Here is a 16,704-nt window from a genome sequence, read left to right as displayed (position 1 = left end):
GAATATGACCGGACGATGACCGTTCTGCTGCGGTCGACGTCACAACCGAAAGACCGATTACCTCGGCGGAATAGGCAACCTAAAGTCCCCTTGTCCGCATCTTGTTTGCGGACACACAGATTTCCGGAGGGGTTTTCGTTGAGCCGCATTCGCCGTACTTCCCTGTCGCGCCGCCAGGTCCGCAACGCCGCCGTCGCGGGCACCGTCCTGCTGGCCGCCACGCTGTCCGCCTGTTCGGGCGGGTCCGGGGGCTCCGGTTCCGGCGGCGATGCCGCGATGAAGCAGAAGCCCGACATGGCGATATCCGTGAACCTGACGGGCGACAAGGCGAAGGCGGGCGAGCCGGTGAAGGTGACGCTCGCGGCGGGGAGCAAGCTGTCGCTGGTGAAGGTGACCGACGGCAAGGGCGGGGAGCTCACCGGCCGGATATCCCCCGACGGCAAGGCGTGGGTTTCCGAGCGCAACGCCTCCCCGGGTACGGCGTACCGAGTCGAGGCCAAGGACACCGAGGGCGGCGCCGCTGACGCGAAGTTCGCCACCGCGGCCGCCGACAAGGTCAACAAGATCGTCATCAACCCCGGCAAGGGCAGCACGGTCGGCATCGCCCAGCCGCTGTCCCTCGTCTTCGACAACCCGGTCACGAACAAGGCCGAGGTGGAGAAGCACCTCAAGGTGACCACCTCGGACAACACCGAGGGGTCCTGGGGCTGGTTCAAGGACTACTCCGGCCAGGACCGGGTCGACTGGCGGCCGCGGGAGTACTGGAAGCCCGGCACCGACGTGAAGCTCCAGATGAACCTGAACGGCATCGACTCGGGCAAGGGCGGGGGCTACTTCGTCCGCGACTACAACACCGCCTTCACGATCGGCAGCGACCAGCGGATCAAGGTCGACCTCGACAGCAAGACGCTGACCATGACCCGGGACGGCAAGGAGATCAGGTCCATCCCGGTCGCGGCCGGCACCCCCGGCGGCCAGAAGGCCTCCTGGGAAGGGAAGATGGTCGTCATGGGCAAGGAGGGCACCATCCGGATGAACTCCCAGTCCGTGGGCCTCGGCGACGCCTACGACAAGATGGTCGACTACTCGGTGCGCCTGACCTGGTCGGGGATGTACGCACACGCGGCGCCGTGGAACGAGGGCAGCTTCGGGCGCGTCAACAACAGCTCGGGCTGCGTGGGCATGAGCAACTCCAACGCCGCCGACTTCTACCGCGAGGTCCGGCCCGGCGACCTCTTCGAGGTGGTCGGCAGCGGCTCGAAGGGCAAGCCGGAGATCGGCAACGGCTACGGGGAGTGGAACCTGTCCTGGGCCGAGTGGCAGACGAAGAGCGCCCTCCACGGCAACGGCGCGCCGTCCGCCCCGCGCACCTGACACCCCCGCCAAACGCGTCAAGCCCGCCGGCGCAAGGTAAGCAGGAATCTCCCGGCCTCAGCCGGGAGAACGCTTCAAATCGAGCACAACCCCGCCGACGCGCAGCTGACCTTCTCCTCGCCCGGTGCCGACCCCTCGTACCTGTCGGTCCCGCTCCGCGAGCAGTGATCACCGACTGCTGCCGGGGGTGGGGCGGCTCGTCCCGCGCCCCCCGCTCCCGGCAGCCGTCAGTGCTTGAGGATCTTCGAGAGGAAGTCCTTGGCGCGCTCGCTCTGCGGATTCGTGAAGAACTCCTCGGGGGTCCGGTCCTCGACGATCTTGCCGTCGGCCATGAACACGACGCGGTTGGCGGCGGAACGCGCGAAGCCCATCTCGTGGGTGACGACGACCATGGTCATGCCCTCGCGGGCGAGCTGCTGCATGACCTCCAGGACTTCGTTGATCATCTCCGGGTCGAGGGCGGAGGTCGGCTCGTCGAAGAGCAGGGCCTTGGGGTCCATGGCCAGGGCTCGGGCGATCGCCACGCGCTGCTGCTGGCCGCCCGAGAGCTGGGCGGGGAACTTGGGCGCCTGGTCGGCCAGGCCCACCCGGTCGAGCAGCTCGCGGGAGCGGCGGTCCGCCTCGGCCTTCCCGCGCCCGCGGACCTTGATCTGGGCCAGCGAGACGTTGTCGAGCACGGTCTTGTGGGCGAAGAGGTTGAAGGACTGGAAGACCATGCCCACCTCGGCCCGCAGGGAGGCCAGGTCCTTGCCCTCGTCCGGGAGGAGCTTGCCGTCCAGCCGGATGGTGCCGGACTCGATGGGCTCAAGCCGGTTGATGGCCCGGCACAGGGTGGACTTCCCGGAGCCGGACGGGCCGATGACCACCACCACCTCCCCGCGGCCGACGGTGAGGTTGATGTCCCGGAGCACGTGCAGCTCTCCGAAATGTTTGTTGACGTCCCGCAGCTCGATCAACGGATCGACGGCCATACGCTGCCCTACCCACTCTCGCTCTGTCGCGGTCAGCGCAAACTATCCAGCCGGGCCGGCGACTTCACCTCGACACGCATGGAAGCAGCACAACCCGTCCCGGTCACGCCTCGGAAGCCTCGGCGTAGGCCTGGGACAGCTCGGGCGAGCCGGTCATCGCCCAGGAGATCCCCGACTCCACGACGTTCAGCTCCCGGCCCGAGAGCAGCCTGATCACCGGCTGGCCGTTGGGCCACACCTGCCAGACCGCGCCCGGAACGCTCCTGATGATGACCGTTCCCAGGTAGAGGCCGGCGTCGTTGCCCAGCCACGGCACGGCCTCCGGGTCCCGGCGCCAGCGCGGCATCAGCTGGTCCAGGGCTTCCAACGAGGCCGGGGTCTCGTCCAGTTCGAGTCCGGCCGCCCCCGCCTGGACACGGAGCATCTCGCATTCCGAGAAGAGCTCGGCGACCCCTTCCGGGTCGTCCGCGAGAGCGGTCGCCAGGGCCAGACCGTGTCCCGCTTCATGCCGCTTACGCCAGTTGTCCAGGAAAGGGATGTTCATCCGGTCAGCCTCGCATTCGTATGCGTCCGGGTGGCACAGGCGCGCCTGTGCCACCCACTCCCCCGACCGGGGGGCGGTCACACGTCCAGGTCGACGACGACGGGGGCGTGGTCCGAGGCCCCCTTGCCCTTGCGCTCCTCCCGGTCCACGTAGGAGTCCTTGACCGCCTTCACGAAGGGTGTGTTGCCGTACACCAGGTCGATGCGCATGCCCTTGTTCTTCGGGAACGCCAGCATGCGGTAGTCCCAGTAGGTGTACGGCCTGTCGTACTTGAGGGGGCGCGGGACGACGTCGGTCAGGCCGGCGGCACGCAGTGCCGCGAGGGCCTCGCGCTCGGCCGGGGTCACGTGGGTGGCCCCCACGAAGACGGAGGGGTCCCACACGTCCTCGTCGGTCGGTGCGACGTTGAAGTCCCCGAGGACGGCGAACGGCCGCTCCCCCGCTGCGTCTTCGGCCACGGCCGCGGACAGCGACCGGAACCAGTGGAGCTTGTAGCCGTAGTGGTCGTGCTCGACCTCGCGGCCGTTGGGTACGTACACCGACCAGACGCGGACCCCGCCGCAGGTCGCCGAGATGGCCCGGGGCTCCTGTACGCCCTCGTAGTCCGGCCCGTCGGGCAGGCCGGTCACCACGTCCTCCAGGCCGACCCTGGAGACCAGTGCGACGCCGTTCCACCGGCCGGTGGCGTTCACCACCGACTCGTAGCCGAGCTCGCGGAGCTCCGCGTGCGGGAACTGCTCGGCGGAGCACTTGGTCTCCTGGATGCAGAGCACGTCCGTGCCGGTGCTCTCCAGCCAGGCCAGCAGCCGGGGCAGCCGGGCGGTGATCGAGTTGACGTTCCACGTGGCAATGCGCATGCCCCCAACCTACCGCCCGGGTCCGACAGTCACAGGTCGGTGGCATCCCCGGCGGCGAGCCGCAGGTGGGGGGCGCCGGCCAGCTTCTCCAGGACGGAGTCGTAGATGGGCCGGGCCAGCCCGGCGAGGTAGGCGTCGTGGATGTCGACGGCCCTGGCAGGCTTGACCTCGCGGACGTAGTCGATCACCTCGGCGATCTTGTTCCAGGGGGCGTGGACCGGGAGCATCAGGGTGTCCACGGGGGTGCCGGGCACGGTGAGGGCGTCGCCGGGGTGGAAGAGGGAACCCTCCACGAGGTAGCCGACGTTCGTGACGCGCGGGAGGTCGGGGTGGATCACGGCGTGCAGCTCGCCGTGCACCTGGACCTCGAACCCGGCCGCCGTGAAGGTGTCGCCGTTGCCGACGGTGTGCACGCGGCCGGGGTAGGCGGCGGCGAGCTTGCCGGCGACGCTGCGCAGGGTCCACAGCTGCGCCGCGGGGTTCACGTCCAGCGCGGCCCGCAGCCGGCCCTCGTCGAAGTGGTCGGGGTGCTCGTGCGTGACCAGCAGGGCGTCGGCGCCGAGCCCGGCGTCCGGCTCGCTGAACGCGCCCGGATCGATGACCAGCGTCCGCCCGTCCTTCTCCACCTGGACGCAGGAGTGCAGCTTCTTCGTGAGCTTCATGGGGCCAGGCTAGGGGGTGCCCCGTGGATCGGGCCGGATCAGGGGGTGGCGGTGGAGACCACGTACACCCGGGGCTTCTCGGGGTCGGTCATGTCGACCGTGACGTCCTGGGTGGGGCGCGGGTCGGGCTGGTCGTGGGTGGTGCCGACCCACGTGCGGTCGGGGGCCCAGCTCCAGCCGGCCACCTCCGCGTCCCGCTCGCCGATGGAGACGCCGGGCTCGAGGGCCTCTTCGCTGGTGCCGATCGCCTTGAGGAAGATCCTGAGGTCGACGGGGTTGGTCGTGAACTGGACGTACAGCCGGCTGGTGCGCCAGTTGTTGGTCTCGTAGAAGCCGACGCCGGTGGACCAGTCCGGGACCGGGACCTCGTAGATGCTGCGCTGCACCCGGGACGGCCAGCCGGCCCGCACCTGCGTGGCGCCGACCTTCGCGGCCTTGTCGCGGCCGCTCTCGCGGCTCTGCTCGGCGGAGATGGCGAGGTAGCCCGCCGGGATCCCGATGAGCAGCACGATGATGATCGCCGTGAGCCAGCGGCGCCGGACGACGTGGCGGCGGTCCTCGGCGGGCGGCGGGGTGCCGCCGTCGGGGGCCTGGGCCTGGCGGGGCAGGGTGGGGGTCACGGCTGGTCCTCGGTCACTGCGGGTGCTCGGTCACTGCGGATACTCGGTCACGGCTCGTGCGCGGCCGGGGCCCTCACTGCCGGTCGGCGGGCAGGGCTGGTTCTGGTTCACGGCTGCTCCCCCGGCTTATCCGGGTCGGCCTTGCGCGCCTCGCCCGTGGTGAAGCCGGTCCACAGGCGTCCGGCCTGTGCGTAGCGCTCGTACCGCTCGACGCGCCGGCGGTTGGCGCGGCGGAAGCGGCGGGCGACCAGGCGGGCGAGGTCCGCGGCTCCGACCATACCGGCCTCGGGGCCCAGCTGGGCCTTGGTGATCCGGGCCTCCGGGCGGTAGCCGCGACCGGTCAGGTGGCGCCGGAAGGCGTCCCTGGCGGGTCCGATGAGCAGGTCGTCGGCGGCGCTGACGCCCCCGCCGATGACGAAGCAGGAGGGGTCGAGGGCGGCGGCGAGGTTGGCGATGCCGACGCCCAGCCACTGGCCGATGTCCTGGAGCAGCTCGACGCACATCGCGTCGCCCTCGCGGGCCAGCTCGGTGATGAGCGGTCCGGTGATGTCAGGGATGCTGCCCTTGACCCGCTCGATGATGCCGTACGCGACCGGGGAGTCGGCGGCGGCGAGCTCGCGGGCCTCGCGGACCAGGGCGTTGCCCGAGCTGTACTGCTCCCAGCAGCCGCGGTTGCCGCAGGGGCAGCGGTGGCCGCCGGGGACGACCTGCATGTGGCCGAACTCGCCCGCGACGCCGAACTTGCCCCGCTTGACCTGGCCGTCCTCCAGGATCGCGCCGCCGATGCCGGTGCCGAGGGTGATCATCACGAGATGGTCCTCGCCGCGGCCCGCGCCGAAGCGCCATTCCGCCCAGGCGGCGGTGTTGGCGTCGTTGTCGACCATGACGGGCACGGCGAGGCGGGACTGGAGGGCGTCCCGCAGCGGCTCGTCGCGCCAGGCCAGGTGGGGCGCGAAGAGCACCCGGGAGCGGTTGGCGTCGACCCAGCCGGCCGCGCCGATGCCCACCGCGTGCACGTCGTGCCGGTCGGAGAGGTCGAGGACCAGCTCGACGATGGTGTCCTCGACGACCTTGGGGCTCTTGGACTTGTCGGGGGTCTCGGTGCGCAGCTTCTCCAGGATCACGCCGTCGGCGTCGACGACGCCGGCCATCACCTTGGTGCCGCCGATGTCGATGCCGACGGTGGGGACGCGCGGGGCGGTCAGGTGGGAGCGCCGTTCACGGGTCCCGACGGTGCGCAGGACGGTGCCTCGCGCCGAGCCGCGGTGGGCGAGCGTGAAGTCCCGGTACGTACTCATCGAGTGGTCGTGTCCCTCAGTGTCCGTCGCGGTCGGTGGGCGTGGGTGCTCCTGGTCCGCCTGGTGGCCGTGGTTCCGATTCTGCCACCCGCTCCAGCTCGTGGCTCAGCTCGTCGAGCTCGGAGCCGCCCGCCATCTGGCGGGTGAGCTCGTCCAGGGTGATGGAGTCGCGGGTGTGACTGCCCGCCATCGCGCCCCGCTTGAGCAGCACGAAGCGGTCGCCGACGAGGTGGGCGTGGTGCGGGTTGTGCGTGATGAGGACCACGCCGAGGCCGGCGTCCCGGGCGGCGGCAACGTACTTGAGGACCACGCCGGACTGCTTGACACCGAGTGCCGCGGTGGGCTCGTCGAGTACGAGGACCTTCGCGCCGAAGTGGACGGCGCGGGCGATGGCCACGCACTGGCGCTCGCCGCCGGAGAGGGTGCCGATGGGCTGGTCCACGTCGCGCAGGTCGATGCCCATGCGGAGCAGCTCCGTGCGCGTGGTCTCGCGCATGAGGGCCACGTCGAGGCGGCGGAAGGGGCCGCGGCCGCGGGTGGGCTCGGAGCCGAGGAAGAAGTTCCGCCAGACCGGCATGAGCGGGACGACGGCGAGGTCCTGGTAAACGGTGGCGATGCCGCGGTCCAGGGCGGCGCGCGGGTTGGCGAGCACGGTCTCCTCGCCGTCGATGCGGAAGGTGCCGCCGTCGTGCTGGTGCAGACCCGCGATGATCTTGATGAGGGTCGACTTGCCGGCGCCGTTGTCGCCGAGCACGCAGGTGATCTCGCCCGCGGAGACCTCCAGGGAGACCCCTTCGAGGGCCTTGATGTTGCCGTAGTGCTTGCTGATGCCGGTCAGCTCGATCAGGGCCGTCACGAGGTCGCCTCCGCGCGCTTGCGCACCCAGGCGTTGAGCAGGGTGGCGAGAAGGAGCATGGCTCCGAGGAAGAACTTGAACCAGTCCGGGTCCCACTGGGCGTAGACGATGCCGTTGCTCGTCATGCCGAAGATGAAGGCGCCCACGGCCGAACCGATGGCGGAGCCGTATCCGCCGGTCATCAGGCAGCCGCCGATGACGGCCGCGATGATGTACAGGAATTCGTTGCCGACGCCCTCGCCCGACTGGACCACGTCGAACGAGAACAGGATGTGCTGGCCGGAGATCCAGGCGCACAGGGCGACGCCCATGTAGAGCCCGATCCGGGTCTTGACCACGGGGACGCCGACCGCGCGGGCCGCGTCCGCGCCGCCGCCGACCGCGAAGATCCAGTTTCCGGCGCGGGTGCGCAGCAGGATCCAGGTGGCGAGGGCGACCAGGGCCAGCCACCACAGGATGGTGACCTTGAGGGTGACCGGTCCGATGGTCCACTGGGACGCGAAGAGGGCCCGGGCGGAGGGGAAGCCCTCCATGTCGCCGATGGCCTTGGTGGAGACGGTGCCGCTGATCAGCTTGGTGAAGCCGAGGTTCAGGCCGGTCAGCATCAGGAAGGTGCCGAGCGTGATGATGAAGCTCGGGAGCTTCGTGCGGGTGAGCATGAAGCCGTTGAAGAAGCCGAAGGCCAGGGTGACCAGCAGGGACACCAGGACGCCGACCCAGACGTTGGCGGTCATCTGGTAGCTGAACATCGAGGAGATCAGCGCCGAGCTGGTGACCATGACGCCGGCGGACAGGTCGAACTCCCCGCCGATCATCAGCAGCGCCACGGGCACGGCCATGATCCCGATGGTGGAGGCCGAGTAGAGGATCGTGCTCAGGCTGCTCGCGCGCAGGAAGCTGTCGGCGGCGAAGGAGAAGAAGACGAACACCGCGGCGGCGCCGACGACCGCGCCGAGCTCGGGCCGACCGAGGAGCCGCCGGACCAGGGAGACCGGGGCGAGGCGCTCGTCGGCGGCGGGTGCGGCCGCGCTCATCGGCTGCCCCGCTTGATGTACTCCTCCAGCTCGGCGGCGTCCTCGGCCCCGACGATCTGCGGCCCGGTGAGCACGGGGCGGCCGCCGCCGAGGACGTCGGCGTTGTAGCGGTAGAGCCACAGCAGGTCCACGGCCTCGTAGCCCTGGAGGTAGGGCTGCTGGTCGACGGCGAAGCCGAGGGTGCCGTTCTGGAGGTCGGCCGCGACCTGGGCGTTCAGGTCGAAGGTGTCGACCTCGGCCTTGCTGCCGGCCTGCTGCTTCGCCTTGACGGCGGTGGGGGCGAAGGGCGCGCCCAGGGTCAGGATGGCGTCGATGGCCGGGTCGGCCTGCAGTTTCGCCTGGATGGCCGCCTGCACGGAGGGCATGTTGGTGCCTTCGACGTACAGGTTTTCCAGGGTGCCGCCGAAGGTCTTCTTCGCTCCGGCGCAGCGCTGCTCGTGGCCGACGTTGCCCTGCTCGTGCAGGACGCACACGGCCTTCTTCTTGCCGCGCCGGGTCAGCTCGCTGCCGACGGCCTCGCCCGCGATCTCCTCGTCCTGGCCGATGTGGGTCAGCGCGCCGTACGCCTTGGACTGGGCGGATCCCGAGTTCACGGTGATGACGGGGATGCCGGCCTTGACGGCCTTGGCGAGCACGTCCTTGAGGGCCTCGGGCTTGGCGAGGCTGACGATGATGCCCTGGACCTTCTGGTCGATCGCGTTCTGCACGTACTGGGCCTGCTGCTGGGCCTGGTCGTCGTGGGAGTAGACGAAGTTGATGTTGTCCTTGGCCGCGGCTTCCCCGGCGCCCTTCTGGACGATGTCCCAGAAGGTGTCGCCGTCGCCGGCGTGGGTGACCATCGCGAAGGTCCAGCGCGGCGTGGAGACGGCCGGGCGCCCCTGCTCGGCGGCGGCGCGCGCCCGCTCCTCGGCCCGCTTGCCGCCCGTACTGCTGCATCCCGCGAGGGAGGCTCCCAGCACTGCCGCGAGCAGCACGCCCACGGCGCGTGCCGCCCCTGTCCGAACCCTAGCCACGTCGCCGCGCCCTTCCCATGCATCGAGTCAATACGGTCAAACCGTTTCCAGCCGCCCAAGTATCCGCCACCCGGTCCAGCGGGCCGAATCCGCCCGAAGCGCCGGAACGGCCGGAAGCACAGGAATCGCCGGAACCGCCAGAAACGCCGGATATCACGAAATGATTGACAGGTGCGCCCGGCGGGGTCACGTTGAACCCATGCGAATCGGGCTCATCGGGACGGGCCGGATCGGATCGTTCCACGCCGCCGCCCTGAGCCGGCACCCCGAGGCCGGCTCCCTGCTGCTGGCCGACGCCGAGCCGGCGCGGGCCGCCGCGCTCGCGGACCGGCTGGGCGCGACGGCGGCTCCGACCGTGGACGCCGTCTTCACCTGGGGCGTGGACGCGGTGGTGGTGGCGTGCGCGACGGCCGGGCACCCCGAGCTGATCACCCGGGCGGTCCGGGCGGGCCTGCCGGTGTTCTGCGAGAAGCCGGTCGCGCCTGACCTGCCGGGGACGCTGGCCGCACTGGCCGAGGTGGCGGCCGCGGGCGGGGTGCTCCAGCTCGGCTTCATGCGCCGCTTCGACGCGGGCTACCGCACGGCCCGGGAGCTGGTGCGGTCCGGGGCACTGGGCCGGCTGCACACCGTACGGACGATGACCGCGGATCCGGCTCCGCCGCCGCCCGGGTACCTGGCCACGTCCGGCGGGCTGTACCGGGACTGCCTGGTGCACGACTTCGACATGGTGCGCTGGGTGACCGGGCGGGAGGTGGCGGAGGTCTTCGCCACCGGGTCGGACGCGGGTCCGGCGATGTTCCGGGAGGCGGGCGACGTCGACACGGTCGCGGCCGTCCTGACGCTCGACGACGGCGTCCTGGTCACGTGTACCGGATCGCGCTGCAACGGCGCCGGGTACGACGTGCGGATGGAGCTGGCCGGGGAGCTGGACCAGGTCTCGGCCGGGCTGGACGACCGTACGCCGATCGCCTCCACCGAGCCGCAGGGCCCGCCCCCGGCGACCAAGCCGTGGTCCGGTTTCCTGGAGCGGTTCGCGCCCGCGTACGAAGCCGAGCTGGACGCGTTCGTCCGGCTGGTGCGCGGCGAGGGCGTCAACCCGTGCGACGGGCGGGAGGGCCTGCACGCCCTGCGGGTCGCCGAGGCGTGCGAGCGCTCCCGCCGGGAGCACCGGCCGGTCTCCCTGGCGGAGATCCCGGCCGGTCTCCCGGTCCGCTGAGGGCGTCTGCATCCGCGGGGCTACCAGCTGACCGGCAGCCGCTTCACGCCCCGGATCAGCGAGGCGGTGATCCACTCGTACGGTTCGCCGCCCCGGACCTCGGCGAGGTCGGGGAAGCGCTCCAGCAGGGCGCGGATCGCGATCCGGGCCTCCATGCGGGCCAGCGGCGCGCCGATGCAGAAGTGGATGCCGTGGCCGAAGGCCAGGTGGCCCTGGGGGGCGCGCCGGATGTCGAAGACGTCCGGCTCCGGGTAGCGCTGCGGGTCGCGGCCGCCGGCGGCCAGGGAGACCAGGACGGGGTCGCCCTTGGCGATGGTGACGCCGCCGATCTGCATGTCCTGGTGGGCGAAGCGGAACGTCGCGTTCTCGACCGGTCCGTCGTAGCGGAGCATCTCCTCCACGGCCCCGTCGAGCAGTCCGTCGAGGTCGGCGCGGAGGGCGGCGAGCTGCTCGGGGTGGGCGAGCAGGGCGCGGACGCCGTTGCCGATGAGGTTGACGGTGGTCTCGTGTCCGGCGACGAGCAGCAGGAAGGCCATGCCGATCAGCTCTTCGCCGTCGAGCCGGTCGCCCCCGTCGGCCGCGGCCCCGTCTCCGGCCCCGTCGCCGTCTCCGTCTCCGCTTTCGTCCCTGGTCTGGATCAGGGCGCTGAGCAGGTCCTCGCCGCCGGCGGCGCGCTTGCGCTCGATGAGCCCGGCCAGATAGGCGGCCATGTCCTGGAGGGCCTTGAGCTCGGTGTCCGGGGTGGCGGGCGCCAGGATCTCGTTGGACATGAGCCGGAACGGCTCGCGGTCCAGGTCCGGCACGCCGAGCAGCTCGCAGATGACCGTCATGGGCAGCGGGAAGGCGAACGAGCCGATGAGGTCGGCGGTGCGGCTGCCGTCCGCCTCCATGGCGTCGAGCAGCTCGTCGGTGATCTGCTGGACCCGCGGGCGCATGGCCTCGATGCGGCGCGAGGTGAACTCGCGCGCGACCAGCTTGCGCAGCCGGGTGTGGTGCGGCGGGTCGGTCTCCAGCATGTTGCGGTTGACCTCGCTGGTGACGGGGTAGTCGGCGTACCGCTCGTGGATGCGCCAGTCCTTGCCGAGCGCCGGGTGGGCGAGGGCCTGGCGGGCCTCCTCGTGTCCCACGATCAGCCAGAGCTGGTCGCCGTTGGCGTCCGTGACCCGGTGCACCGGGCCGGTTTCGCGCATGGTCTTGTAATACGGATACGGGTTCTCGTTGAAGTCCTCGGCGTATCCGGTGATGTCCATCAGTGGCATGTCGGCCACCTCCCCCGTGGTGATGCCGGTCAGCGTACGTCCGGCAATCGCACACAGGGTCGAATTCCGGACACCCCGTCAGGCCCCGTGCGCCTCCGCCGCCCGGCGGCCCCAGGCCGTGCCGGCCAGGACGAGCGCCGCACCCGCCAGCCCGGCGGCCCCGAGGTGCTCGCCGCCGAGCGCGATGCCCGCGGCCGCGGCCCACAGGGGCTCGGTGCCCAGCAGCAGGCTGACCCGCGAGGGAGAGGTCCGGCGCACGGCCCACATCTGCACGAAGAAGGCGAAGAGGGTGCAGAAGACGGAGAGGAAGATCAGGCCGGCCCATTCGCGCGGGCCGAAGCCCGCGGCCACGGCCCACGGCGTGCTGCCGTCGCCGGACAGGGCTCCCGGGAGGACCAGGACGGCGAACACGGCGGCGGCCGTGCCCAGCTGGACGGTGGTGAGCGAGAGCGAGTCGGCGCCCCGGACCGCCTCCATGCGGGCCGTCAGCAGCACGTTGACGGTGCGGGCCACGGCGGCGAGGAGGATCAGCAGGTCGCCCGTGGAGGGGGCGGTGAACCCCGCCCCCTGCGTCAGCAGGACCACGCCCGCTACCGAGACCGCGGCCGCCGCGAGGAAGGCCGCAGGCGGCCGGACCCGGCGCACGGCGGCTTCCGCAAGTGGCGTGAAGATCATGGTCAGACTGATGATCAGCCCGGCATTGGTGGCGGACGTGTGGACGACGCCGTACGTCTCGAGCAGGAAGATCCCGCTCAGTACGAGCCCCAGCAGCCCGCCGGCGCGCCACTGGGCCGGGGTCAGCGCCCGCAGCCCGCGCCGGCCGGCCACGACGAGCACCGGCAGGACCAGCGAGAAGCGCAGCACGAGCACGGCCACGACGGTGTGCGCGAGGGTGATCTCCTTGGCCGCGAGGTAGCTGCCGCCCCAGACCGCGGCGACGAGCAGGACGGGCAGGTCCGCGAGCCAGGGGCGGCGGGGGGCGACGGCGGGCGCGGGCGGCGCGGCGAGCGAGGACACCGGGATCTCCAACGGCTGGTGGCGGTGGAGACGTCGGCGGCTCGCACGGGAACGATCAACGTACCCGCAGGAGGCCGCGCCGGTCGAGGCGTTTCCCCTGCGCCGGAAACCCGTCTCCGCGCCGCAGTGAAAAGCGACATGGGACGTACCGGCGCTGTCTTCCGGTACGTCCCACGGGTCCCGCGGGACGTGCCGGCGCTGTCTTCCGGCACGTCCCCTGGGTCACGGGCGGGTGTCGCTCCGCCCGAGTCTCGTCTCGCTGCGGCGTCTCAGCCGTTCAGCTCCTGGTGGCGGGCGGTCAGCGCCGCCGCACCCTGCTCCGTCAGCGAGCCGTACAGGCGCAGCCGGGAGAAACCGCCGTCCGGGAAGATGTCGATCCGGACGTGGGTGCCGACCGCCGGGGCGTCGAGCACGAAGCGGTGGTTGGTGTCGGGCTGGAGGCGGGTGCGCGGCAGGAACTCCGTCCACTCGCCCTCCTCGCCCGTCTTGACCGACAGGGAGGCCCAGCCGGCGGAGTTGCCCTTGAGGTAGGCGGTGTCGATCTCGACGGCGCGGATCTCCGACTCGGCGACGAGCTGGTAGCGGATCCAGTCGTTGCCCTTGTCGCGGCGGCGGGCGGTCTCCCAGCCGTCGTCCATCTTGCGGGAGCGGCCCGGGTTGATGGTGTTGGTCGGCGGGGAGTAGAAGCGGTTCGACGCGTCCTGGACGGCGCCGCCGTTCTCCAGGGCCACCACGTCGAACGAACCGAGCGCGTCGAGCCACTTCGGGTCCGGCAGGACCTCGCCGTAGACGCGCAGGCGGGCGATGCCGCCGTCGGGGTGCTGGTTGACGCGCAGGTGCGTGAAGCGCTGCGCGGCGGTGACCTCGAAGCCGTTGGCCGCGTGGCCGCCGACGGGCGTGCGCGGGACCAGGGTGGTCCACTTGACGTCGTCGGCGAGGAGCTCCTCGGGCGTCGGGGCGCCCTGCACGGACGTGCCCTCGATCGAGACGGCCTGCGGCATGTTGCCGCGGAAGTGGGCGGTGTCGACGACGATGCCGCGGATCACGCCGGGGGCGCCCAGGCGTACGAGCGCCCAGTCGTGGTCCTCGGCGGTCGGCCAGGGCTGCTCGGCGGAGACGCCGCGGCGGCGGCGGGTCTCCCAGCCGTCCATGACCTTGCCCTTGTGGCCGAAGTCCTCGGGGTCGAAGTGCGCGGGCTCGGAGATCAGCAGGTTCTCGCGCTGGGCGAAGAACTCGTCGTTGGCCTCGATGACACCGGCGCCCAGCTCACGGGCGGCGAGGTTCGCGTACTGGGTGAACGGGAAGTCCGCGGTGCGGTAGTCCGCGTACGGGTCGCCGCCTCCGTACGGGTTCGCGTTGCCGGTGAAAGAAGGGATCGCCACTGTCAGTTCTGCCTTTCGAGGAGGAGGCCCGTGGGCTCGGTCGGGGTGCCGTGGTCGGCGATCTGCGTGCCGCGCAGCCAGGTGGACTTCACGACGCCGTATAGGGTCTTGCCCGCGTACGCCGTGACCCGGTTGCGGTGGTGGAGCTCGGCCGGATCCACGGTGAAGGTCTCTTCGGGGGCGAGGACGGCGAAGTCGGCATCGCGGCCGGCCTCGATCGCGCCCTTCTGCGCCAGGCCCGCGAGGGCGGCCGGGGCGGCGGACATCCAGCGCACGACGTCCTCCAGCGTGCGCCCGCGCCGCTTCGCCTCGGTCCAGATCGCCGGGAGGCCCAGCTGGAGGGAGGAGATGCCGCCCCAGGCGGTGGAGAAGTCGCTCGTCTTGAGGTCCGCGGTGGACGGGGAGTGGTCGGAGACGATGCAGTCGATGGTGCCGTCGGCGAGCGCGTCCCACAGGAGGTCCTGGTTGGCGGCCTCGCGGATGGGCGGGCAGCACTTGAACTCGCTGGCGCCGTCCGGCACTTCCTCGGCGGTCAGGGTGAGGTAGTGCGGGCAGGACTCGACGGTGATCTTGACGCCTTCGGCCTTCGCGGCGGCGATCAGCGGCAGCGCGTCGCTCGACGACAGGTGCAGGACGTGCACGCGGGCGTTCAGCCGCTTGGCCTGGGCGATCAGGTTCTCGATCGCGGTGTTCTCGGCGTCGCGGGGGCGCGAGGCGAGGAAGTCGGCGTACTTCGGGCCCGGGGTGACGGGCGCGGAGTCCAGGTGGTGCGGGTCCTCGGCGTGCACGATCATCAGGCCGCCGAAACCGGTGATCTCCGCGAGGGAGGTGGCCAGCTGCTCCTGGTCGAGCTCGGGGAACTCGTCCACGCCGGACGGCGAGAGGAAGCACTTGAACCCGAAGACGCCGGCGCCGTGCAGCGGGGCCAGGTCCTTGACGTTGTCGGGCAGGGCGCCGCCCCAGAAGCCGACGTCTACGTGCGCCTTGGCGCGGGCGACCTCCTGCTTGACGGTCAGGTTGTCCACCGTGGTGGTCGGCGGGAGGGAGTTGAGCGGCATGTCCAGGATCGTGGTGATGCCGCCGGCCGCGGCGGCGCGGGTGGCCGTCCAGAAGCCCTCCCACTCGGTGCGGCCCGGGTCGTTCACGTGGACGTGGGTGTCGACCAGACCGGGGAGCAGGACGTCGTCCCCGAAGTCCTCGACCCGCGCGCCCGCGGGCGCCTCGGTCTCGTACGGCAGCACGGCCGCGATCTTCCCGCCGGCGACCGCGACCGAAGCCGCACGCGTCCCCCCGGGGGTGATGACGCGCGTCGAGCGCAGTACCAGTTCCACAGCCACGTCGGACACCCGGAACCTCCCCATCTACTTCCACAGAGCGAAATTCAACGTTCTGTTGACGGAGTCTTCATGCCGATCCGGGGGCCCGTCAAGAGTCCCCGGACGGACACCCGACCGGCGCGCGCCGCAATTGGATGTTTCCACAGAATGGAATTAAGATTTCGCTCTACAGAACGTAGCTACCACCACCGCCGACCGTCCGGGCCGACTCGCCGGGGCGGCGCCCACCAGGACAAACCGCCTCTGACCGGCGGGTACGGCTTTGGCCTGGCGCTAGGGCGGGCGGCGACCGCCGGGTAGGCTGCTTCCTTGCCTGCCAGCACCGAAAGGACCGCGCCGTGCCGACGTCCAGCGCCAGCACCACCGACGCTTCCGCCAAAACCTCCGCCGCCAGCGGTGGCGTCCAGTCCCTCGAGCGCGCCTTCGATCTGCTCGAACGCATGGCCGATGCGGGGGGCGAAGTCGGCCTGAGCGAGCTGTCCGCCGCGAGCGGACTGCCGCTCCCCACCATCCACCGTCTCATGCGGACCCTGGTCGCGTGCGGGTACGTACGCCAGCAGACCAACCGGCGGTACTCCCTCGGACCCCGGCTGATCCGCCTCGGCGAGTCGGCCTCCCGCCTGCTCGGCACGTGGGCGCGGCCGTACCTGGCGCGCCTGGTCGAGGAGACCGGCGAGACCGCCAACATGGCCCTGCTCGACGGCGACGAGATCGTCTACGTCGCCCAGGTGCCGTCCAAGCACTCCATGCGGATGTTCACCGAGGTGGGCCGCCGGGTGCTGCCGCACTCCACCGGCGTGGGCAAGGCGCTCCTCGCGTACACGCCCGCCGACGAGGTCCGCGCGCTGCTGGCCCGTACCGGCATGCCGGCCGCCACCGAGAAGACCATCACCACGCCCGAGGGCTTCCTGGAGGCGCTGGAGCAGGTCCGCAAGGCCGGCTACGCGGTGGACGACAACGAGCAGGAGATAGGGGTCCGCTGCCTCGCCGTCTCCGTGCCGAACTCTCCGACCGCGGCGGCGATCTCCATCTCGGGCCCGGCCGGCCGGGTCACCGAGGCCGCCACCGAGACCATCGTGCCGATCCTCCAGGGCATCGCCGCGGAGCTCTCCGTGGCGCTGGCCAACCAGAACCCGGCGTAGCACCCACGTCCCGGCGGCTCGTACGGGCGTGGGGGGGGAGGGGGGGGGGGGGGGGGGGGGGGGGGGGGGCGGCGAGGGGGGGGGGGGGAGGGGGGGGGGGGGGGGGGGGGGGGGTTTTTTTC

Annotated in this window: 16 protein-coding genes; 3 read left to right on the top strand and 13 right to left on the bottom strand. The window is 71.4% G+C overall.

The window, feature by feature from the left end:
• The first annotated feature begins 138 nt into the window (after positions 1-138).
• The gene (locus ACZ7H1_RS34490; protein ID WP_470792126.1) at positions 139-1,374 is read left to right on the top strand and encodes a L,D-transpeptidase; all 1,236 of its coding nucleotides are present in this window, start codon (positions 139-141) and stop codon (positions 1,372-1,374) included.
• A gap of 227 nt (positions 1,375-1,601) precedes the next feature.
• Here ACZ7H1_RS34490 and ACZ7H1_RS34485 read toward each other — a convergent pair whose 3' ends face one another.
• From ACZ7H1_RS34485 to ACZ7H1_RS34445, 9 genes are all read right to left on the bottom strand, one after another.
• On the bottom strand, positions 1,602-2,345 hold the full coding sequence (locus ACZ7H1_RS34485; protein ID WP_470792124.1) for an amino acid ABC transporter ATP-binding protein: 744 nt from the start codon (positions 2,343-2,345) through the stop codon (positions 1,602-1,604).
• Between the two features lie 103 nt (positions 2,346-2,448).
• The gene (locus tag ACZ7H1_RS34480; protein ID WP_470792122.1) at positions 2,449-2,889 is read right to left on the bottom strand and encodes a DUF6278 family protein; all 441 of its coding nucleotides are present in this window, start codon (positions 2,887-2,889) and stop codon (positions 2,449-2,451) included.
• 77 nt (positions 2,890-2,966) lie between these two features.
• Entirely contained in the window at positions 2,967-3,746 is a 780-nt protein-coding gene (locus ACZ7H1_RS34475; protein ID WP_470792121.1) for an exodeoxyribonuclease III, read from the bottom strand.
• A gap of 29 nt (positions 3,747-3,775) precedes the next feature.
• A complete protein-coding gene (locus tag ACZ7H1_RS34470; protein WP_470792119.1) occupies positions 3,776-4,408 on the bottom strand; it encodes an MBL fold metallo-hydrolase in 633 nt (210 codons plus the stop codon).
• 38 nt (positions 4,409-4,446) lie between these two features.
• Complete coding sequence (locus ACZ7H1_RS34465; protein ID WP_470792117.1) at positions 4,447-5,028, bottom strand: hypothetical protein; 582 nt, start codon at positions 5,026-5,028, stop codon at positions 4,447-4,449.
• Between the two features lie 107 nt (positions 5,029-5,135).
• Entirely contained in the window at positions 5,136-6,326 is a 1,191-nt protein-coding gene (locus tag ACZ7H1_RS34460) for an ROK family glucokinase (RefSeq protein WP_470792115.1), read from the bottom strand.
• A gap of 16 nt (positions 6,327-6,342) precedes the next feature.
• Positions 6,343-7,182 (bottom strand): ATP-binding cassette domain-containing protein, encoded by an 840-nt coding sequence (locus tag ACZ7H1_RS34455; protein ID WP_470792114.1) that lies wholly within the window; start codon positions 7,180-7,182, stop codon positions 6,343-6,345.
• A complete protein-coding gene (locus ACZ7H1_RS34450; protein ID WP_470792113.1) occupies positions 7,179-8,216 on the bottom strand; it encodes an ABC transporter permease in 1,038 nt (345 codons plus the stop codon). The genes ACZ7H1_RS34455 and ACZ7H1_RS34450 overlap by 4 nt, the downstream gene beginning before the upstream one ends.
• Entirely contained in the window at positions 8,213-9,229 is a 1,017-nt protein-coding gene (locus ACZ7H1_RS34445; protein WP_470792111.1) for a sugar ABC transporter substrate-binding protein, read from the bottom strand. Before ACZ7H1_RS34445 ends, ACZ7H1_RS34450 begins: the two co-directional genes overlap by 4 nt.
• Positions 9,230-9,428: 199 nt before the next feature.
• Between ACZ7H1_RS34445 and ACZ7H1_RS34440 the strand changes: the two genes are divergently transcribed.
• Entirely contained in the window at positions 9,429-10,445 is a 1,017-nt protein-coding gene (locus ACZ7H1_RS34440; protein ID WP_470792110.1) for a Gfo/Idh/MocA family protein, read from the top strand.
• A 20-nt stretch (positions 10,446-10,465) separates the two neighbouring features.
• On the opposite strand, the gene ACZ7H1_RS34435 is transcribed toward ACZ7H1_RS34440, so the two are convergent.
• From ACZ7H1_RS34435 to allB, 4 genes are all read right to left on the bottom strand, one after another.
• Complete coding sequence (locus tag ACZ7H1_RS34435; protein WP_470792108.1) at positions 10,466-11,704, bottom strand: cytochrome P450 family protein; 1,239 nt, start codon at positions 11,702-11,704, stop codon at positions 10,466-10,468.
• Positions 11,705-11,782: 78 nt separating this feature from the next.
• The gene (locus tag ACZ7H1_RS34430; protein WP_470792106.1) at positions 11,783-12,721 is read right to left on the bottom strand and encodes a DMT family transporter; all 939 of its coding nucleotides are present in this window, start codon (positions 12,719-12,721) and stop codon (positions 11,783-11,785) included.
• Positions 12,722-12,990: 269 nt separating this feature from the next.
• Positions 12,991-14,103 carry an allantoicase gene (alc, locus tag ACZ7H1_RS34425; protein ID WP_470792104.1) on the bottom strand — a complete coding sequence of 371 codons (1,113 nt, stop codon included), beginning with the start codon at positions 14,101-14,103 and terminating at the stop codon, positions 12,991-12,993.
• Positions 14,104-14,105: 2 nt separating this feature from the next.
• Positions 14,106-15,464, bottom strand: a complete 1,359-nt coding sequence (gene allB, locus ACZ7H1_RS34420; protein ID WP_470792103.1) for an allantoinase AllB — start codon at positions 15,462-15,464, stop codon at positions 14,106-14,108.
• Positions 15,465-15,778: 314 nt separating this feature from the next.
• Between allB and ACZ7H1_RS34415 the strand changes: the two genes are divergently transcribed.
• Entirely contained in the window at positions 15,779-16,582 is an 804-nt protein-coding gene (locus ACZ7H1_RS34415; protein ID WP_470792102.1) for an IclR family transcriptional regulator, read from the top strand.
• Positions 16,583-16,704 lie beyond the last annotated feature (122 nt).

This window comes from Streptomyces sp. NPDC037401 (genome assembly GCF_055602345.1).
Note: the sequence above shows the minus strand (reverse complement) of the source record. Positions and strands in the feature narration are given on the sequence as shown.

Coding starts and splice junctions, on each gene's coding strand:
- ACZ7H1_RS34485 (WP_470792124.1), bottom strand. CDS start 2,345: ATGGCCGTCGATCCGTTGATCGAGCTGCGGGACGTCAACAAACATTTC.
- ACZ7H1_RS34480 (WP_470792122.1), bottom strand. CDS start 2,889: ATGAACATCCCTTTCCTGGACAACTGGCGTAAGCGGCATGAAGCGGGA.
- ACZ7H1_RS34475 (WP_470792121.1), bottom strand. CDS start 3,746: ATGCGCATTGCCACGTGGAACGTCAACTCGATCACCGCCCGGCTGCCC.
- ACZ7H1_RS34470 (WP_470792119.1), bottom strand. CDS start 4,408: ATGAAGCTCACGAAGAAGCTGCACTCCTGCGTCCAGGTGGAGAAGGAC.
- ACZ7H1_RS34460 (WP_470792115.1), bottom strand. CDS start 6,326: ATGAGTACGTACCGGGACTTCACGCTCGCCCACCGCGGCTCGGCGCGA.
- ACZ7H1_RS34450 (WP_470792113.1), bottom strand. CDS start 8,216: ATGAGCGCGGCCGCACCCGCCGCCGACGAGCGCCTCGCCCCGGTCTCC.
- ACZ7H1_RS34440 (WP_470792110.1), top strand. CDS start 9,429: ATGCGAATCGGGCTCATCGGGACGGGCCGGATCGGATCGTTCCACGCC.
- ACZ7H1_RS34435 (WP_470792108.1), bottom strand. CDS start 11,704: ATGCCACTGATGGACATCACCGGATACGCCGAGGACTTCAACGAGAAC.
- allB (WP_470792103.1), bottom strand. CDS start 15,464: ATGGGGAGGTTCCGGGTGTCCGACGTGGCTGTGGAACTGGTACTGCGC.